Raw genomic sequence first — 16,788 nt, 5'->3', positions numbered from 1 at the left:
GGCCGCTCCTACACGGGGCGCGGGCTGCTTGCCCGGCGATCAGAAGCGGTAATTGAAGCTGGCTTCCAATGTACGCGGTGCGCCTGGGGTGATCAGGTCCACCGAGCCGTGCGCAGAGGCGTAGTAGTCGCGGTCGAACACGTTCTTTAGGCGCAGCGCGGCGTCCCACTGCGGCACGCTGTACAGCAGCGCGGCGTCGAAGCTGGTGTAGCCCGGCATCACTACCACGTTATCGAGTGCGGTGTAGCGCTCGTCGACGTAATTGGCACCGGCGGCCACGCGCCACTGCGGGGTCAAGGTACGCACCAGCCAGACGTTGGCGCTGTTACGCGGCGTCAGGGTAGGGGTCTGGCCTTCGTTGGCCACGCCATTGGTCTTGCTGTTGGATTTGGTGATTTCGGCGTCCAGATAGGCATAGCCGGCATAGATCTGCCACTTGTCGCTCAGCTGGCCGCTGACGGTGGCTTCGAAGCCGTCGGTGCGCTGCTCGCCAGCCAGCACGGTGAGGTTGGGGTTGGCCGGGTCGGCGGTCTTCATGTTGGTGCGCTCGAGGCGGAACAGCGCCGCTGTCAACGACAGGCGACTGTCGAGCAGGTCCCACTTGGCGCCGATTTCGTAGTTGGTGGTTTGTTCCGGCTCAAGGTGCTGGTTGCTCGGGCTGACCGCGAACACCTCGCCCGAGGGCTGGTAGCTGCGGCTGACCGAAACGTAGTAGGACTGCATGGCATCCGGCTGGTAGACCAGGCCAGCGCGCGGGCTCCAGGTCTTGTCGGTGCGGTCGAGGTCGACATTCTGCGCGCGGTCGTCGTCGTATTCCTGGCCAAAGATGTCATAACGCACGCCGACCAGCGCTTTCCAGTGTTCATTCAGCTCGATCAGGTCCTGCACGTACAGGCCAGTGGTCTGCTGCCAGTTGGTGCCCTTCGACGACAGGTTGGCGGCGTGTTCCGGCACCGCTACCAGGGCGTCTCGGTACACCGGCACCTGGGCCACGTTGTTCTGGCTCAGCACCCGCTGGTGCTTGTCCTGGAAGCCCACCTCCAGGCCATACAGCAGGTTGTGCTGCATCCCGGCCAGCTGCGCCTGTTGCTTGAGCTCGGTCTGGTTGAACAGGCCGTACTCGTCGCGGGCGACATTGCCGCGGTTGAGCTTGACCAGCAGCTCGCCATCGGGCGCAGTGACGAAGCGCTTCGGGCTGCTGTCGGCGAGGGTGTTGTTGCGGTCCAGGTCGTAGCGGTAGTAGCGGCTGGTGTTGCTCAGGGTAAAGTCGTCGTTGATGCGGTAATCCAGGCTTGCGGTCAGCGAGAACACTTCACTGCGCGCATAGTCCTGGTCGGCATCGCCGGAACCGAAGCGCTTGTCACGCTGCACATCCACCGGGCGGTTGCCCAGGGCCGGGATGCCGAAGTCGATCAGGCGCTTGTCGTACAGGTAGGTGGCGCCCAGGTTCAGTTCCAGGTCGTCGGAAAGGCGGAAATACGCCGATGGCGCGATGGCCTTGCGGTCGATGTAGCCATCGTCACGGAAGGTGTCGCTGTCTTCGAAGGCACCGGTCACGCGGTAGGCCTGGTTGCCCTGCGGGTCGGCCCAGCCACTGTCGAACTGGGTGCGGCGCTTGCCTTCGCTGTCGAAGCTCAGGCCGACTTCGCGCTTGGGTGTGAAGCTGGGTTTCTTGCTGATGCTGTTGATCAGGCCACCCGAAGAACCACGGCCATACAGCACGGCGGCAGGGCCCTTGATTACCTCCACCCGCTCGATGTTGGACAGGTCGCGGAAGTACAGCGCATCGTCGCGCACACCGTCGATGTACATGTCGCCAATGGCGCTGAAGCCACGGATGGTCACCTGATCGCGCTGGCCATCGCCGTTGGACAGGCCGACGCCAGGCACGTTCTTCAGCACATCTTGCATCGACTGGGCGCCCTGGTCCTTGATCACGCTTTCCGGCACCACGTTGACGGTTTGCGGGATGTCGCGCAGCGGCGCGTCGATCTTCAAGGCGCTGCGGCTTTCACTGGCCTTGTAGCTCTGCTGCTCATAGGCGCTGGTGACGGCGGTGGCGGGCAGGGCGAGGGAACCCTGCGACTCAGGTTGAGCTGCATGAGCAGGCATGACCAGCAGGCCGAGCATGGACAGCGATGCCGGCGCAACAGACTTTTTTGCCATTACAGGTGACTCGTTGTTGTATTCGAGGTTGCGAATACTAACGATTCTCAAATGTAAAGCAAGTGTAAAGAATTCGCATTTGCTATTGCGACGGCCTGCCTGGTTGCACGCGGGCTGAACCTGTCGCCAGGGGCCGGCCCGGCAAGCCAACCGGGAACGGCTATGCTTGTCAGCGCGTGAGCATCACGCGCAATCGTCCGGTCTTGATTACAGGGAAGCAGGCCTATGAATCCAATTCGCTCCATCGCTCGTGCTATCGCCCTTGCCACGCTGGCCTGCGCTGCCAGTTTCACGGTGCAGGCTGCCGGTATTCCCATCGGCAGCGAGGCGCTGGAAAGCCACGTCACCACGCAAGTCACGGCCATCGACCTGGGCAAGCGCCAGGTCACGGTGAAAGGTCCCGATGCGAAGAAGGATGTGACCTTCCAGCTCACGGAAAAGGCCAAGGCACTGCACAACCTCAAGGTGGGTGACCAGGTCGACATCTATGTCACCCGCGCGGTGGCCTATGTGTTGAATCCCGAAGTAGGCGGGGCGCCAAAGGCGACTGACGAGTCCGGTAGCATCCGCGCCACGGCGGACAACCCCAACCCTGGTGGCGAGGCATTCCGCCAGGTCAAGATCACCTCGCAGATCAAGAAGATCGACCTCGATAAGCATGAAGTCAGTTTGCTGCCGCCGGAAGGCAAGCTGCAGGTGGTCAAGGTGGAAAACCCGGACCTGCAGGCACGCATGGAGAACCTCGAGGTCGGGCAGACCGTCGACGCGATCTACACCGAAGTGCTGCGCGTCGAAACCTCACGCTGATCTCACCCAGCGCCGGCCTCGGCTGCTGCCGGGGTCAGGCTTCGGCTGGCCCGGGCCTGTATCCGCCGCGAGGCCTTGCAGGCGGGAGGGTGTTGTTGAAACAGCCGTAGCACCCAGTCAGGGCGGGTCTTGCTGGCATCGTTGAGCCAGTTGGCGACCGAGTCCTGGGCATACTTCTCGGGTTCGGCCAGCAGTGGCACCAGCATCGGCTCGGCCACCTCCGGCTGTTGCTTGAGTGCGGCAATGTGTTCGCACCAGACCCCGCGGGGGCGCAGGATCTCGATGCAAAACCGCCGCACCAGCGGGTCGGCATCGCCAACATGGCGGCCGAGCAGGAGCAAAGCGGCGTCAAGGTTCTGCGCCAGGCGCGGGCGCAGGGCAATCCAGGCCCACTCGCGTACACCGAAGTGTTCATCACGAGCGAAGCGCAACTGCGCCTGCAGGGCCTCTTCCAGGGGCAGCGAGCGGGACAGGTGCGCCTGGGCAAATGCCGCCCAGCTGCGCACGGTATCGGACGGGTGTGTGCAGCATCGCTCGAACGCCTGTTGGCGCCAGGGCGCGGCAGCCTGCTCCAGCCATTGCCCCAGCGCCAGGCCAATGGCGGCGACCTTTTTCGACAGGCCCAGCGCCTGGGCCAGTTCGGCGCTGGCGGTCAACTGCTCCAGCAGTGCCTCGGGAAGCTGGCCGGCCAGCGCGTGGGCGAGGGCCGCCTGGTCTACCGCCAGGCATTCGGCCAGGTTGCGGGTGGGCAATTGGCCAAGGTCGATCAGGGTCTTGCGTTGCTCCTGCAACATGTTCCACCTCCATGTGGTCGGCCAAGGTACGACAGTACCCTCAGGCATGCATGCTACGAATAGTGCGCGTGCAGGGTTTTGATTTCCATCACTTCGGCGGGTTGTACGATCATGGCCGTCATCGAAACGCTGAAGGAGAGCGGCCATGTTCAGTAAATCCATGCTTCTGCTGGCACTGCCGGTGGTGATGGCGTTGCTTGCCGGTGCCGTGTTGCCGTTTCAGGCTGCAGGCAACGCCGCCGTTGGGCGCGCACTGGGGCACTGGTTGTGGGCGGCGTTCACTTCGTTGACGGTGAGCTCGCTGGTGGTAATTGCTGCATTGCTATTGCTCAGGGTGCCGGCACCGGACCTGGGCAAGGCCCTGCAGGGGCCGTGGTGGCTGTGGATCGGAGGGGTACTGGGGGCCCTGTACCTGGCCGCAGCGGCAGCGCTGACGCCCAGGCTTGGCGCTGCGGGGTTTCTGGTGTTGGTGGTGGCGGGGCAGATCATCACGGCAGTGCTGGTCGACCATTTCGCCGTGATGGGCCTGGGCGGCAAGCCACTGAACCTGGCCAGGCTGGCAGGCCTGCTGCTGATCCTGGTCGGTGTGGTGCTGGTGCAAGGCAATTGGGCGGCGGGTTCACTGCCCGGCACCGCTGTGATCACGAAGCCGCCGCAGGGCTGATCCGTGCTCCGGCTGGCTGCAGGCCCGCACGGTCTCGCGCAGCCAGCGGTGTCCCGGGTCGCTGTCCTTGCGAATATGCCAAGCCTGCTGGTAATCGAACGGGGCGATAGTCAAAGGAGGCTCGAACTGACGCAGCGTCGGGTGCTGCTGCAGGGGCCCTGCCGCCCGCCGCGCTACGGTAAGGACCAGGTCGGTGCCGGGCAGCACTTCGATGGCCGCGCTCCAGTGCGGCAATGCCAGGGCAATGCGACGGCGCAGCCCTAGCGCGGCAAGGGCACGTTCGATCTCATCGAAGGCATCGGGGCGCATGGCCATCAACACGTGCGGGCGGGCCAGCCAGTCCTCCAGGGGCAGGCAGCCGCTGGCGGGCAGTACCTGGCAATCGGCAACGCTGATGAAGTCCTCGGCAAACAGCGCCTGGGTGGTGATTTGTTCGGGTGGGTCGGGGAACAAGCCCAGGGCCAGGTCCAGTTCGCCGTCAAGCAGCTGCGCCAGCATGGTTTCGCGGCTGGCCTGGCTGATGGCCAGGTCCACGCCAGGGGCGACCTGGCGCAGCTGGCGGACCAGCGGCGGCAGGACAATCCGTGAAGCGTAATCCGACAGCGACAGACGGAAGCGGCGTTGGGCCTTGGCCGGTTCGAACAGCGGCGTGGCCAGCAGGCCGTTGAGGGTGTTCAAGGCGTCCTGCAGCGGGCTGGCCAGCGATTCGGCACGCGGGGTCAGGACCATGCGGCCGTTCTGGCGCACCAGCAACGGGTCGTCGAAATGCCTGCGCAACTGCGCCAGCGCGTGGCTGACCGCAGGTTGGCTACGGTGCAGTCGCAGGGCTGCGCGCGTGACGTGCTTTTCGCTCAGCAAAGCATGCAGGGCCAAGAGCAGGTTGAGGTCGATTCTACGCAGTTCATCCATCTTGTGAATGGTCTCGATCCGATACGACGGTTGCGATCAGCTTAACAAATACCCGTTGAAGCGATGCCGCTGCGTCATGCTGCCTTTTCGTACTGGTGTACCCGCAGCTGACGGTGAAGGCCGAGTCCGCCGAGCCAGCGTATCCCTGCCCGCCAAGGCAAACGAGACAGTGAGGGATGATGATTTAAAACTATCATTTTCAATGAGTTGCGATGATTTGTTAAAGCGAAACAGCGCTTCTTGTAGGAACGGCCTTGTGTCGCGATGGGCCGCAAGGCGGCCCCAGGAATCTGGGCTTTTGCCGCACATTATCGGGGCCGCTTGCGCCCCATCGCGACTCAAAGTGTCTCCTACAACACATTAAGTATCTTTCGTAACGTATTGATAAAAAAGACTAACGTCTCGCTATAGCATGCTGCACACACTGCTCGTAGTAAGTCTGCCTGATCGCCGCCGGCTTGAGCCGCGAGCGGCTGTTATAGGTCTGCTCGGTAATGCCGAAGGCGGTCATGCGCATCCACGGTTTGGCGAACTTGCGAACCTGCAGCTTCTTGCGGGTGGCATACAGCGTTACCCCGGAAAGCTTGGCCTGCTGGGCCTCGGCGGCGATCTGCGCGCCCCAGTCGCACGTGTGGCGATCGTTCTGGCTCAACGCCCGTGCCTGGGCGCCGAAAGCGAGCGTAGCCAGCAGGCAGCCGGCCACCGTTGCTAGAATTACGCGCATGTTGCTGTCCTAAACGTCTGACGGAACAGGGAGTTTGCTTTCGCTTCAGGAAGCCGGGGGCCAGCAATTTGCCGTCAGTGAGAAACGCCGTGTCGCCACCGGTGGCGGGGGCGAGAAATACCGCACCGTATGTATGTGATCGTACAACTGCTTGCGCTATGATGACGGCTGTCTTTCTAGGTGAAATACAGCGTAATGACAGAGCAGCAGGTACAGCCAAGGGCCCGGCGCAAGCCGCGCAGCCTGGCGCAGGAACTGGTCACGGTGCTGACCGAGCGTATTCGCAGCGGCCAGCTCAAGCGTGGCGACAAGTTGCCGACCGAATCGCAGATCATGGCCGAAGAGGGCGTCAGCCGCACCGTGGTGCGCGAGGCAATTTCGCGGCTGCAGGCCGCCGGGCAGGTCGAGACCCGTCACGGTATCGGTACCTTTGTCCTGGATGCGCCGGCCACCGGTGGCTTCCGCATCGACCCGGCGACTGTCGTCACATTGCGCGAAGTGCTGGCGGTGCTGGAGTTGCGTATTGCCCTGGAAATCGAGTCGGCAGGCCTGGCAGCACAGCGGCGCAGCGATGAACAGCTGGCCGGCATGCGGGCGGCACTGGATGAAATCAACGAAGGGGCAGCCCACGCCAGTGATGCGGTGTCTGCCGACTTCCAGTTCCACCTGCGCATCGCCCAGGCCAGCGGCAACCACTACTTTGCCGACATCATCAACCACCTGGGCACCAGCATCATTCCGCGTACCCGGCTGAATTCGGCGCGGCTGGCGCATGATGACCAGGCACATTACATGAGCCGCCTGATGCATGAGCACGAGGCGATCTACGAAGCCATCGCCCGGGGTGACAGCGAAGGGGCCAAGATGGCCATGCGCATGCACCTGAGCAATAGCCGTGAGCGTTTGCGCCAGGCCCATGCCGAGGCCGAGGCGCAGGGGGCCTGAACCCCTGGCTGGCAGCGCCGGGCTGTTCGCCGGCACGCCGAAAGAAAAGCCCCGCCATGCGCGGGGCTTTGTCGTTTCGGGCAACCGGTCAGATCGGCCCTTCACGCCATTGGCCATTCACCAGCCGACGCAGCCCCAGCGGGTTGTCATCGCGCAGTGCTGCGGGCAACAGCGCCTGCGGGTAGTTCTGGTAACACACCGGGCGCAGGAAGCGGTCGATCGCCAGGGTGCCGACCGAGGTGCCGCGGGCATCCGAGGTTGCCGGGTACGGCCCGCCATGCACCATTGCCTCACATACCTCGACACCGGTCGGGTAGCCGTTCACCAGAATCCGCCCGACCTTTTCTTCCAGCAGTGGCACCAGCCAGGCAAAGGCCTCGAAGTCCTCGGGCTCGCCGATCAGCGTTGCGGTCAGTTGCCCACGCAGGCCGAGCAAGGCGCTGCGCAATTGCGCGTTGTCCTGCACTTCGACGGCCACGGTGGCAGGGCCGAACACTTCTTCCTGCAGCAACGGGTCGGATTCGATCAGCAAGCGGGCATCGGCCTTGAACAGCTGCGCACGGGCCTGGCTGCCTGCCTGAGCCTGGCCGGCCAGGTGCTGGATACCGGCGTGGGCCTGCAAATGCTCCAGGCCAGCAACGTAGCTGCGCAAGCCTGCGGCGTTGAGCATGGTCTGGCCGGCTTGTTCAGCCAGGTGGTGGCCAAGCTCGGCCAGCAACTGGCTGTACTGCGGCGACTGCAGGCCGATCACCAGGCCCGGGTTGGTGCAGAACTGGCCAGCGCCGAGGCAAACCGAGCCCGCCAGTTCGTGGGCAATCGAATCGCCACGCTTGGCCAGGGCCCCGGGCAGGATGATCACCGGGTTGATACTGGACATTTCGGCGAACACCGGGATGGGCTGCGGGCGTTCGGCGGCCATGCGGCACAGGGCGTCACCGCCTTTCAGCGAGCCGGTAAAGCCAACTGCCTGGATCGCCGGATGCTTGACCAGCCACTCGCCGACGCCGCCACCGAAGACCATGTTGAATACCCCGTTGGGCATCCCGGTGCGCTCGGCGGCGCGCTGGATGGCGCTGGCCACCAGGTCGGCCGTGGCCATGTGGCCGCTGTGGGCCTTGAACACTACCGGGCAACCGGCAGCCAGGGCGGCGGCGGTGTCGCCCCCGGCGGTGGAGAAGGCCAGCGGGAAGTTGCTGGCGCCGAACACCGCAACCGGGCCGACGCCGATGCGCATCTGGCGCAGGTCTGCGCGTGGCAACGGCTGGCGCTCTGGCAGGGCGAGGTCGATGCGCGCCCCAAGGAAATCACCGCGGCGCAATACCTGGGCGAACAGGCGCATCTGGCCACTGGTACGGCCGCGCTCGCCTTGGATACGCGCGGTGGGCAGGGCGGTTTCGCGGCAGACGATGGCAACAAACGCGTCGTCCAGCTCGTCCAGTTCGGCGGCAATGGCGTCGAGGAACTCGGCGCGCCGCGTCGGGGCCAACTGGCGGAATTCGGCAAAGGCCGTCGCGGCAGCCTTGGCAGCCTGGTCCACTTCGCCTTCGGTAGCCTGGAAGAAATGGTATGGCAGCGCCTCGCCAGTGCTGGCGTCCAGGCTCTGCAGGCGCTGTTGGCCCGCGGCGCTGCGCTGGCCGGCGATGAAGTTGTGGCCGAGGATTTCAGGCATGGGGTGCTCCTGTGGGCTTTAGGGTAAAAGTGGAACTCATTTGGGGCGCGCAGCCCTGTTGGAGCGGGGTTATCCCGCGCACAACCCAACGGTGGATGGCACCGGCTGTGCTGGTGATCGCGGGTGAACCCGCTCCTGCAGGGATGGCGAAATAGCGGACGCCCGAGCAACCTCGGGCCATCAGGTAATCGGCGCCGGGTTGAACAGGGTGATGTCGTTATGCAAGCGGTGCTGCTCGGCCCAGGTCCGCTTGCGGCCGCTGGCCACGTCCAGGTAGTAATGGAACAGCTCCCAGCCCAGCGCTTCGATGGTCGCGCGGCCGCTGGCGATGCGCCCGGCATCGATGTCGATCAGGTCGGGCCAGCGCTGGGCCAGCTCGCTGCGGGTGCAGACCTTGACCACCGGCGCCATGGCCAGGCCATAGGGGGTGCCGCGGCCCGTGGTGAACACGTGCAGGTTCATGCCAGCGGCCAGCTGCAGGGTGCCGCAGACAAAGTCGCTGGCCGGGGTGGCGCAGAAGATCAGGCCTTTGCGCTTGACCCGCTCGCCCGGGCCAAGCACGCCCTGGATGGCGCCACTGCCGGACTTGACGATCGAGCCCAGGGCCTTCTCGACGATGTTCGACAGGCCGCCTTTCTTGTTGCCTGGTGTGGTATTGGCGCTGCGGTCGGCGGCGCCCTGTTGCAGATAACGGTCGTACCAGTCCATCTCGCGGACCAGCGCATCGGCAACGTCCTGGTCTTGCGCGCGCGAAGTGAGCATGTAGATCGCATCGCGCACTTCGGTCACTTCCGAAAACAACACGGTGGCACCGGCACGAACCAGCAGGTCGGCAGCGTAGCCCAGCGCCGGGTTGGCGGTAATGCCGGAAAAGGCATCGCTGCCCCCACACTGCATGCCCAGGATCAGTTCGCTGGCTGGTACGCTTTCGCGGCGGCGCTGGTCGAGCTTCTTCAGGCGGGTTTCGGCCAGCTGCATGATCTGTTCGATCATCTCCGCAAAGCCCAGGCTGGCGTCCTGCAGGCGGTACAGCCAGGGCTCGCTGAGGTCGACCGAGGGGTCGTCGGCATGCATCACCTGGTCGGCCTGCAGCTTTTCGCAACCCAGGCTGATGACCAGGGCCTCGCCGCCGAGGTTGGGGTTGCGCGCCAGGTTGCGCACCGTGCGGATCGGGATGTAGGCATCGCGCGCGTTGATCGCCACGCCGCAGCCGTAGCTGTGGGTGATGGCGACCACGTCGTCGACGTTCGGGTAGCTGGGCAGCAGCTCGCTGCGAATGCGCTTGACGGCGTGCTCCAGCACGCCAGCCACGCACTGCACGGTGGTGGTGATGCCCAGTATGTTGCGGGTGCCGACGCTGCCGTCGGCATTGCGGTAGCCTTCGAAGCTGAAGCCTTCGAGCGGCGGCAGCGGCTGTGGCACAGCATCGCAGCGTGGCAGGCTGTCCAGCGCCGGGGCCGCCGGCATGGCCAGCTGGCTCTCCTGCACCCAGCTGCCCTGGCGCAGGTCTTCCAGTGCGTAGCCGATCACCTGCCCATAGCGGCGCACGGGTTCGCCCTTGGCAATGGCCACGCTGGCCACCTTGTGGCTTTGCGGCACGCCTTCGACCAGGGTCAGGCCGTCGGCGAAGCGGGCGCCTTCGCCCAGGCCGCCGGCATTGACCACCACCACGACGTTGTCGTCAGCGTGCAGGCGGACGTAGCGGGGCGAGTCGGAATGTTCGATCAACTGCATGTTCGGGCCCTACTTGTGAGGTTCTCAGGCTTTGGTACATCCGCCTGCGCCGGGGGAGGGTCGAGGCAGGCGTGCTCGGTCAATGATGTGAGCTGGCCAGTTCGCCGCTGGCGGCTGGCCCGGCGTCAGGCTTTGGGGTTTCGCGCAGCTCGATGCGCTTGATCGGGCCGACGATGACCAGGTAGCTGAACACCGCCACCAGGGCATTGGCGCCCACATACACCAGTGCCCACTTGAACGAGCCGGTGGCGCTGATGATGTAGCCGATGACGATCGGAGTGGTGATCGAGGCGATGTTGCCGAAGGTATTGAACAGGCCGCCTGAAAGCCCGGCGATCTGCTTGGGCGACGTGTCGGCGACTACTGCCCAGCCCAGTGCACCGATGCCTTTGCCGAAGAACGCCAGGGTCATGAAGCCGACCACCATCCATTCGGTATCGACGTAATTGCAGAACACCATGCTGGTCGACAGCAGCAGCCCGCAGACGATCGGTAGCTTGCGCGAGAAGGTCAGCGAGTTGCCACGGCGCAGCAGCCAGTCGGAGATCACCCCGCCGAGCACGCCGCCGATGAAACCGCAGACCGCCGGCAACGAGGCGATGAAACCGGCCTTGAGGATGGTCATGCCGCGCTCCTGCACCAGGTATACCGGGAACCAGGTGAGGAAGAAGTAGGTGATGGCGTTGATGCAGTACTGGCCCAGGTACACCCCCAGCAGCATGCGGCTGGTCAGCAGTTGCCTGATATAGCCCCATTTCGGGCCGTCGCTACCGCGCTTCTGGTCCATGTCCACCAGGCCGCCATTGTGCTCGATATGCTCGAGCTCGGCCGGGCTGATGCGCGGGTGTTGGCGCGGGTTGTAGATGGTCTTCAGCCAAACCATGGAGAACACGATGCCCAGTGCGCCCATGACAATGAACACGTGCTCCCAGCCGAAGCTGAACACGATCCAGCCCATCAGCGGTGCGAACAGGGCCGTGGCGAAGTATTGGGCCGAGTTGAAGATGGCCGAAGCAGTGCCGCGTTCCTGGGTCGGGAACCAGGCCGCGACGATGCGGGCATTCCCCGGGAACGACGGGGCTTCGGCAAAACCGACCAGGAAGCGCAGGGTGAACAGCGTGACCACCGCCCAGGCCACCGGCAGGCCACCGACAAAGCCCTGCAGCAAGGTGAACAACGACCAGGTGAAGATGCTGAAGGCGTAGACGTTCTTGGAACCGAAGCGATCGAGCAGCCAGCCGCCGGGAATCTGGCCCGCCACGTAGGCCCAGCCGAAGGCAGAGAAGATGTAGCCCAGGGTGACGGCATCGATGCCGAGGTCTTTCTGCAGGCTGGAACCTGCGATGGCGATGGTGGCGCGGTCGGCATAGTTGATCGTGGTCACCAGGAACAGCATGAACAGGATCAGGTAGCGCACATGCGTCTTTTGGCTCGCTTGCATGCTGGCAATACTCCCACTAGTTATTTTTGTGCGGGGTCATCAAGGATAACCGGAGTGGCTGGCCACTCCGGGCGCGGCGTCGGGCAGGCCGCGGGCAGTGCCTACTGCGGGCCCATCTTGTCCATCAGCGCAGCGAGCTGCTGGTACTCGTCGGCAGTCAGGTCGGTCAGCGGGGTCCGCACCGGGCCTGCATCGTAACCGGCAATCCTGGCACCGGCCTTGACGATACTGACGGCGTAACCGGCCTTGCGATTGCGGATGTCCAGGTACGGCAGGAAGAAGTCGTCGATCAGCCTGGCCACGGTGGCGTGGTCGTCACGGGCAATGGCGTTGTAGAAGGCCATGGCGGTCTTCGGCACGAAGTTGAACACGGCGGAGGAATACACCGGCACGCCCAGGGCCTTGTAGGCAGCCGCATAGACCTCGGCGGTCGGCAGGCCACCCAGGTAGCTGAAGCGCTCGCCCAGGCGGCGACGGATCGACACCATCAGCTCGATGTCGCCCAGGCCGTCCTTGTAGCCGATCAGGTTCGGGCAGCGCTCGGCGAGCTTTTCCAGCAGGTCGGCGTTCAGCCGGCAGACGTTGCGGTTGTACACCACCACGCCGATGTTCACCGCTTTGCACACCGCCTCGACGTGGGCGGCAACGCCTTCCTGGCTGGCTTCGGTCAGGTAGTGCGGCAACAGCAACAGGCCCTTGGCGCCCAGCCGCTCGGCTTCCTGGGCGTACTCGATGGCCTGGCGGGTAGCGCCACCGACGCCGGCGAGGATCGGTACCGAGGTGGCGCAGGTGTCGACGGCGGTCTTGATCACCTGGCTGTACTCGCTGGCGGCCAGGGAGAAGAACTCACCGGTGCCGCCGGCGGCGAACAGGGCGCTGGCGCCGTAGGGAGCGAGCCATTCCAGGCGCTTGACGTAGCCCGCCGGGTTGAAGTCGCCCTGGGCATTGAAGTCGGTGACCGGGAAGGACAGCAGGCCGTGGGAGAGGATGGATTTCAGTTCTTGTGGCGTCATTGTTGTAGGCATCCTGTGGCGCTTGGGGTGAAGGGTGTTGTTTTGCGCTTGAGGTAAGTTATCGTACAACTAGTGCGATGACTAGTGCCTTTTGGGAATTTTTTGCGGGGATGGTAGGGGGATGCCAGGGCGGATTGGTTTTAGATGTGTGTGGTTGCGTAAATCGAGCGCCGCCCGCGCGGCGCATCGCGGATGAAATCCGCTCCTACATTTGTTGCAACGTGCCGAACCTGTTACGCCATGGTTGCCAGCCTTGGCGCATGACTTGAGCCTTGCATACCGGCTGACAACCATGGCCTGTCAGGCATGGCCACGTTGCAACAAATGTAGGAGCGGATTTCATCCGCGATGCGCCGCGCGGGCGGCGCTCGATCTCCCAGGCGCAGAGAATCCAACGACAACCACTCGGCAGTCATCGTATCTCTTAAAAGAAAAAAAGATCGCGGAGACAGGCACAAGCCGCCACCCGCTTCCACGGGAAGTGTTCTGGGACCAGCAGAGGGTGACCGGGGAAACGGGGGCGACCTTGCGCCGCCCCGCGATCAAAGCGCAGTGAAACGAAGGTCAGGCAGCCTGCTGGCGCTTGATCTGCGCCTTGCGTACCTGGGCCCGGCACGCATCGCCGAAGGCCTGGAAGATCTTGATCGAGTCCGGGTTGCTCGCCGCTTGCCACTCTGGGTGCCACTGCACGGCAAACAGGAACGGCGAGAGGCTCGGGGCGTGAATCGCCTCGACCAGGCCGTCTTCGGCGTGGGCGATGGCCTCGATGCCGGCGCCGAGCTTGCGCAGGCCTTGGCCGTGCAGCGAGTTGACGCGAATTTCGTCGGTACCGAGGGTGTCACGCAGCCAGCTGCCAGGCTCGATCTTCACGCCGTGCACCTGGGCGTATTGCACCTCGACCGGGTCTTCAGGGTTTTCCCGATGGTCATTGAAGCCAGGCTCGGCGTAGACCTTCTGGTAGATGTCGCCACCCAGGGCCACGTTGATTTCCTGCATGCCCCGGCAGATGCCGAAGATCGGCAGGCCACGCTTGATCGCTGCCTTGACCAGGGGGATGTCGAACAGGTCGCGGTTCTTGTCCTGGCCTTTGCCGGGGGTCTGGTTTTCCTGGCCGTACAGGGCCGGGTCGATGTTGCTGCCAGCGCCGGTCAGGTACACGCCGTCGGCCATGTCCAGGTAGGTTTCGAGGTCATCGATGCCGCAGCAGGTGGGGACCAGCACCGGTACGCAATCGGCGAATTCGACCAGCGGAGTGATGTATTTGTGGGTCATGACCTGGTAGTCATGGCCTTTGCGCTCTTGGCTGCCCATGGTCATCAGGACGACGGGTTTGCGCAGGGAAGGTTGCTTGTTGCCAATGTTGCTGTTGGACATATGTCACCTTGGGACAGGTTCGGCCTGTCGTTGTTGTGCAGGTGCACGGCGCTTGGCCTTGGGTGCAGCCTGTAGCCCCGAGCACTGCCGGCTCGTCAGAGGCGACGATTCCGGTCGGGGCTTGTAGATAGCTTGCCAGAGCCGTTCGATATGTCAAACGACGGAACAGGGCTTGATGCCAGGGAAGGCGCCGGTTTTTGGGGGCTGAAACCGATGCGGGCCTGTGCCGGCGTGGGTTTGGCGGGGGTTAAGGTCAATAATATTTAACGATGCAGTCGGGTCTTTGCAGCGGTGCAATGAAGGCCCGGCAGAGTCGCTCACGCCGTCGGCTGACGCTCACCTGTGTAGGAGCGGCCTTGTGTCGCGAAAGGGCTGCATGGCAGCCCCAGGATTTCAGCGCAGAAATACAAATGCCGGGGCTGCTTTGCAGCCCTTTCGCGACGCAAGGCCGCTCCTACACAGGTATCGCGCCGGCTTGGATGATTTTCAGTCAGTGCAGGATCTGCGCCAGGAACCCTTTGGCCCGCTCGGTACGCGGCTGGTTGAAGAACACCTGCGGCGGGCTGTCCTCGATGATCTGCCCGCCCTCGAGGAACAGCACGCGTTCGGCGACCTGCCGGGCAAAGCCCATTTCATGGGTGACGCAGAGCATGGTCATGCCGGTACCGGCCAGTTGCACCAGCACGTCCAGCACCTCGGCGACCATCTCCGGGTCCAGCGCCGAGGTGGGCTCGTCGAACAGCATGATGCGGGGCTTCATGCACAGCGCCCGGGCGATCGCCACCCGCTGCTGCTGGCCACCGGACAGCTGGCTGGGGTACTTGTGCGCCTGGCTTTCGATACCGACCTTGCTCAGGTACATGCGTGCGCGCTCTTCGGCATCCTTGCGCGACAACCCGCGCACGCTGGTGGGGGCCAGCAGGCAGTTGTCCAGCACGCTCATGTGCGGGAACAGGTTGAAGTGCTGGAACACCATGCCGATATCGCTGCGCACCCGCGCCGCGTCGCGGCTGCTGGCAGCCAGGTCGATGCCGTCCACCTTGATGCTGCCCTGCTGGGCCACTTCCAGGCGGTTGATGCAACGGATCAGCGTCGATTTGCCCGAGCCGGAAGGCCCGCAAAGCACGATGCGTTCGCCTTCGCGCACCTGCAGGTTGATGTCGCGCAGTACATGGAAGGCACCGTAGTGCTTGTTAAGGCCCTCGATGCGGATCAGCACCGGGCGTGGGTCGGGTTCGGGGGCAAGGCTGGCAAGGCTCAGTGGTGCGGTCATGTTTGTTGTTCTCCCGCGTGGGTTCAGTCGAAACGGGTCGCGCTATAAGGCGCGGGGTCGGTGAAGGGGCGCTCGCCGGTGACCAGTTCGGCCAGCAGGCGGCCGCTGACCGGGCCCAGGGTGAGGCCGTGGTGGGCATGGCCGAAGTTGAACCACAACCCCGGGTGGCGTGGAGCCGGGCCGATCACCGGGCGCATGTCCGGCAGGCAGGGGCGGCGGCCCAGCCAGGGGCTGTCGTCCAGGCGCTGGCCCAGCGCCGGGAACAGCTTGCGGGCCAGGGCTTCGCAGCGGCCCAGCTGGATCTGGTTGCCCGGGGCGCTGCTGGCTGCGAACTCGATGCCGGTGGTCAGGCGCACGCCGCGGGCCATGGGCGCCAGCACGTAGCCGCCCTGGGTATCGCAGATGGAGTGCTCCAGCTGCGCGCCGTCACGGGTGCTGTAGTGCATGTGGTAGCCACGCTTGATCGCCAACGGGATTTCATAGCCCAGGCCGCTGAACAGATCGGCGGACTGTGGGCCGAGGCAGGCCACCACTTCATCGGCGCTGATCGGGCCGCGGCGGCTGTCGACCTGCCATTGGCCACCGAGCTGGCGCAGGCTGCGTGCATCGCCATGCAGGAACTGCCCGCCGCGTTGCAGGAACAGGCTGGCGTAGCCACGGGTGAGGGCGCCAGGGTTGTTCACGGTCTTGGGGTCGAGCCAGTGGATGCCACCGACCACGGTGGCGTCCAGTTGCTGTTCGCGGGCCTGCAGTTGCCCGCATTCGAGGATTTCGAACTGCAGGCCATAGCGGCTCAGGCCTTTGGCGTCGGCCTTGGCCTGCGCGAACAGCGCCGGGTCGCGGAACACTTCGATCCAGCCTTTGGCCTGCACCAGGCCTTCCAGGCCGGCGGCCGCGATCAGCGCATCGTGTTCCTCGACGCAACGTTGCACCAGCGGCAGCATGTCGGCGGCAGCCCCGGCCAGGCGCGCAGGGGCCGACTGGCGCCAGTAACGCCATAGCCACGGGGCCGTCTTGGGCAGGTGCAGCAGGCTGTAGCGTACATCGGGCTGGCGGTTCAGGCCGTAGCGCAGCAGCGCCCCCAACTGCCGCGGGAAGGCGTAGGGGATGACGCTGGAGCGCTCGATCAGCCCGGCATTGCCGTGGCTGGTGCCGCTGCCCGGTTCGTCGCGGTCGATCAGGATCACCTGGCGCCCGCGGGCCTGCAGGTGCAGCGCGGTACTGACGCCGACGATGCCGGCGCCGAGGACAAGGGTCTGGCAATGCATTGGAACG

Annotated in this window: 14 protein-coding genes; 3 read left to right on the top strand and 11 right to left on the bottom strand. The window is 64.6% G+C overall.

All coding sequences use genetic code 11. The features are described from left to right. Positions 1-39 precede the first annotated feature (39 nt). Complete coding sequence (locus tag ACJA3S_RS14680; protein ID WP_406819038.1) at positions 40-2,166, bottom strand: TonB-dependent receptor; 2,127 nt, start codon at positions 2,164-2,166, stop codon at positions 40-42. 225 nt (positions 2,167-2,391) lie between these two features. On the opposite strand from ACJA3S_RS14680, the gene ACJA3S_RS14675 reads away from it, so the two are divergent. Continuing rightward, complete coding sequence (locus tag ACJA3S_RS14675; RefSeq protein WP_406819037.1) at positions 2,392-2,973, top strand: hypothetical protein; 582 nt, start codon at positions 2,392-2,394, stop codon at positions 2,971-2,973. A 2-nt stretch (positions 2,974-2,975) separates the two neighbouring features. Here the strand turns inward: ACJA3S_RS14675 and ACJA3S_RS14670 are convergent, their stop codons facing one another. Continuing rightward, positions 2,976-3,767: a hypothetical protein gene (locus tag ACJA3S_RS14670; protein WP_406819036.1), complete on the bottom strand. Its 792-nt coding sequence runs from the start codon at positions 3,765-3,767 to the stop codon at positions 2,976-2,978. A gap of 145 nt (positions 3,768-3,912) precedes the next feature. On the opposite strand from ACJA3S_RS14670, the gene ACJA3S_RS14665 reads away from it, so the two are divergent. Next, positions 3,913-4,431 (top strand): DMT family transporter, encoded by a 519-nt coding sequence (locus ACJA3S_RS14665; RefSeq protein ID WP_406819035.1) that lies wholly within the window; start codon positions 3,913-3,915, stop codon positions 4,429-4,431. On the opposite strand, the gene ACJA3S_RS14660 is transcribed toward ACJA3S_RS14665, so the two are convergent. Together ACJA3S_RS14660 and ACJA3S_RS14655 are read right to left on the bottom strand one after the other, a co-directional pair. Next, entirely contained in the window at positions 4,387-5,340 is a 954-nt protein-coding gene (locus ACJA3S_RS14660; RefSeq protein WP_406819034.1) for a LysR family transcriptional regulator, read from the bottom strand. The genes ACJA3S_RS14665 and ACJA3S_RS14660 overlap by 45 nt on opposite strands. 394 nt (positions 5,341-5,734) lie before the next feature. Next, positions 5,735-6,064: a hypothetical protein gene (locus ACJA3S_RS14655; RefSeq protein WP_406819033.1), complete on the bottom strand. Its 330-nt coding sequence runs from the start codon at positions 6,062-6,064 to the stop codon at positions 5,735-5,737. A gap of 195 nt (positions 6,065-6,259) precedes the next feature. Between ACJA3S_RS14655 and ACJA3S_RS14650 the strand changes: the two genes are divergently transcribed. Next, on the top strand, positions 6,260-7,009 hold the full coding sequence (locus tag ACJA3S_RS14650) for a FadR/GntR family transcriptional regulator (protein WP_406819032.1): 750 nt from the start codon (positions 6,260-6,262) through the stop codon (positions 7,007-7,009). An 88-nt stretch (positions 7,010-7,097) separates the two neighbouring features. Here the strand turns inward: ACJA3S_RS14650 and ACJA3S_RS14645 are convergent, their stop codons facing one another. The 7 genes from ACJA3S_RS14645 to ACJA3S_RS14615 all read right to left on the bottom strand — a co-directional run bounded on the left by ACJA3S_RS14645 (position 7,098) and on the right by ACJA3S_RS14615 (position 16,781). Then, positions 7,098-8,678: an aldehyde dehydrogenase (NADP(+)) gene (locus ACJA3S_RS14645; RefSeq protein WP_406819031.1), complete on the bottom strand. Its 1,581-nt coding sequence runs from the start codon at positions 8,676-8,678 to the stop codon at positions 7,098-7,100. A 180-nt stretch (positions 8,679-8,858) separates the two neighbouring features. After that, entirely contained in the window at positions 8,859-10,412 is a 1,554-nt protein-coding gene (garD, locus tag ACJA3S_RS14640) for a galactarate dehydratase (protein ID WP_406819030.1), read from the bottom strand. Positions 10,413-10,491: 79 nt separating this feature from the next. Next, on the bottom strand, positions 10,492-11,853 hold the full coding sequence (locus ACJA3S_RS14635) for an MFS transporter (protein ID WP_406819029.1): 1,362 nt from the start codon (positions 11,851-11,853) through the stop codon (positions 10,492-10,494). Between the two features lie 101 nt (positions 11,854-11,954). After that, complete coding sequence (gene kdgD / locus ACJA3S_RS14630; protein ID WP_406819028.1) at positions 11,955-12,866, bottom strand: 5-dehydro-4-deoxyglucarate dehydratase; 912 nt, start codon at positions 12,864-12,866, stop codon at positions 11,955-11,957. A gap of 564 nt (positions 12,867-13,430) precedes the next feature. Next, complete coding sequence (locus ACJA3S_RS14625; RefSeq protein ID WP_406819027.1) at positions 13,431-14,240, bottom strand: gamma-glutamyl-gamma-aminobutyrate hydrolase family protein; 810 nt, start codon at positions 14,238-14,240, stop codon at positions 13,431-13,433. Between the two features lie 490 nt (positions 14,241-14,730). Then, on the bottom strand, positions 14,731-15,513 hold the full coding sequence (locus tag ACJA3S_RS14620) for an amino acid ABC transporter ATP-binding protein (RefSeq protein ID WP_406819026.1): 783 nt from the start codon (positions 15,511-15,513) through the stop codon (positions 14,731-14,733). A gap of 23 nt (positions 15,514-15,536) precedes the next feature. After that, on the bottom strand, positions 15,537-16,781 hold the full coding sequence (locus ACJA3S_RS14615; RefSeq protein WP_406819025.1) for an NAD(P)/FAD-dependent oxidoreductase: 1,245 nt from the start codon (positions 16,779-16,781) through the stop codon (positions 15,537-15,539). Positions 16,782-16,788 lie beyond the last annotated feature (7 nt).

Source organism: Pseudomonas sp. KnCO4 (assembly GCF_045344305.1).
Taxonomy (GTDB): Bacteria; Pseudomonadota; Gammaproteobacteria; order Pseudomonadales; family Pseudomonadaceae; genus Aquipseudomonas; species Aquipseudomonas anuradhapurensis.
Note: the sequence above shows the minus strand (reverse complement) of the source record. Positions and strands in the feature narration are given on the sequence as shown.

Bases quoted from the DNA above. Each gene is read 5' to 3' on its own strand.
- ACJA3S_RS14680 (WP_406819038.1), bottom strand. From the start codon at position 2,166: ATGGCAAAAAAGTCTGTTGCGCCGGCATCGCTGTCCATGCTCGGCCTG.
- ACJA3S_RS14675 (WP_406819037.1), top strand. From the start codon at position 2,392: ATGAATCCAATTCGCTCCATCGCTCGTGCTATCGCCCTTGCCACGCTG.
- ACJA3S_RS14670 (WP_406819036.1), bottom strand. From the start codon at position 3,767: ATGTTGCAGGAGCAACGCAAGACCCTGATCGACCTTGGCCAATTGCCC.
- ACJA3S_RS14665 (WP_406819035.1), top strand. From the start codon at position 3,913: ATGTTCAGTAAATCCATGCTTCTGCTGGCACTGCCGGTGGTGATGGCG.
- ACJA3S_RS14660 (WP_406819034.1), bottom strand. From the start codon at position 5,340: ATGGATGAACTGCGTAGAATCGACCTCAACCTGCTCTTGGCCCTGCAT.
- ACJA3S_RS14655 (WP_406819033.1), bottom strand. From the start codon at position 6,064: ATGCGCGTAATTCTAGCAACGGTGGCCGGCTGCCTGCTGGCTACGCTC.
- ACJA3S_RS14650 (WP_406819032.1), top strand. From the start codon at position 6,260: ATGACAGAGCAGCAGGTACAGCCAAGGGCCCGGCGCAAGCCGCGCAGC.
- ACJA3S_RS14645 (WP_406819031.1), bottom strand. From the start codon at position 8,678: ATGCCTGAAATCCTCGGCCACAACTTCATCGCCGGCCAGCGCAGCGCC.
- garD (WP_406819030.1), bottom strand. From the start codon at position 10,412: ATGCAGTTGATCGAACATTCCGACTCGCCCCGCTACGTCCGCCTGCAC.
- ACJA3S_RS14635 (WP_406819029.1), bottom strand. From the start codon at position 11,853: ATGCAAGCGAGCCAAAAGACGCATGTGCGCTACCTGATCCTGTTCATG.
- kdgD (WP_406819028.1), bottom strand. From the start codon at position 12,866: ATGACGCCACAAGAACTGAAATCCATCCTCTCCCACGGCCTGCTGTCC.
- ACJA3S_RS14625 (WP_406819027.1), bottom strand. From the start codon at position 14,240: ATGTCCAACAGCAACATTGGCAACAAGCAACCTTCCCTGCGCAAACCC.
- ACJA3S_RS14620 (WP_406819026.1), bottom strand. From the start codon at position 15,513: ATGACCGCACCACTGAGCCTTGCCAGCCTTGCCCCCGAACCCGACCCA.
- ACJA3S_RS14615 (WP_406819025.1), bottom strand. From the start codon at position 16,781: ATGCATTGCCAGACCCTTGTCCTCGGCGCCGGCATCGTCGGCGTCAGT.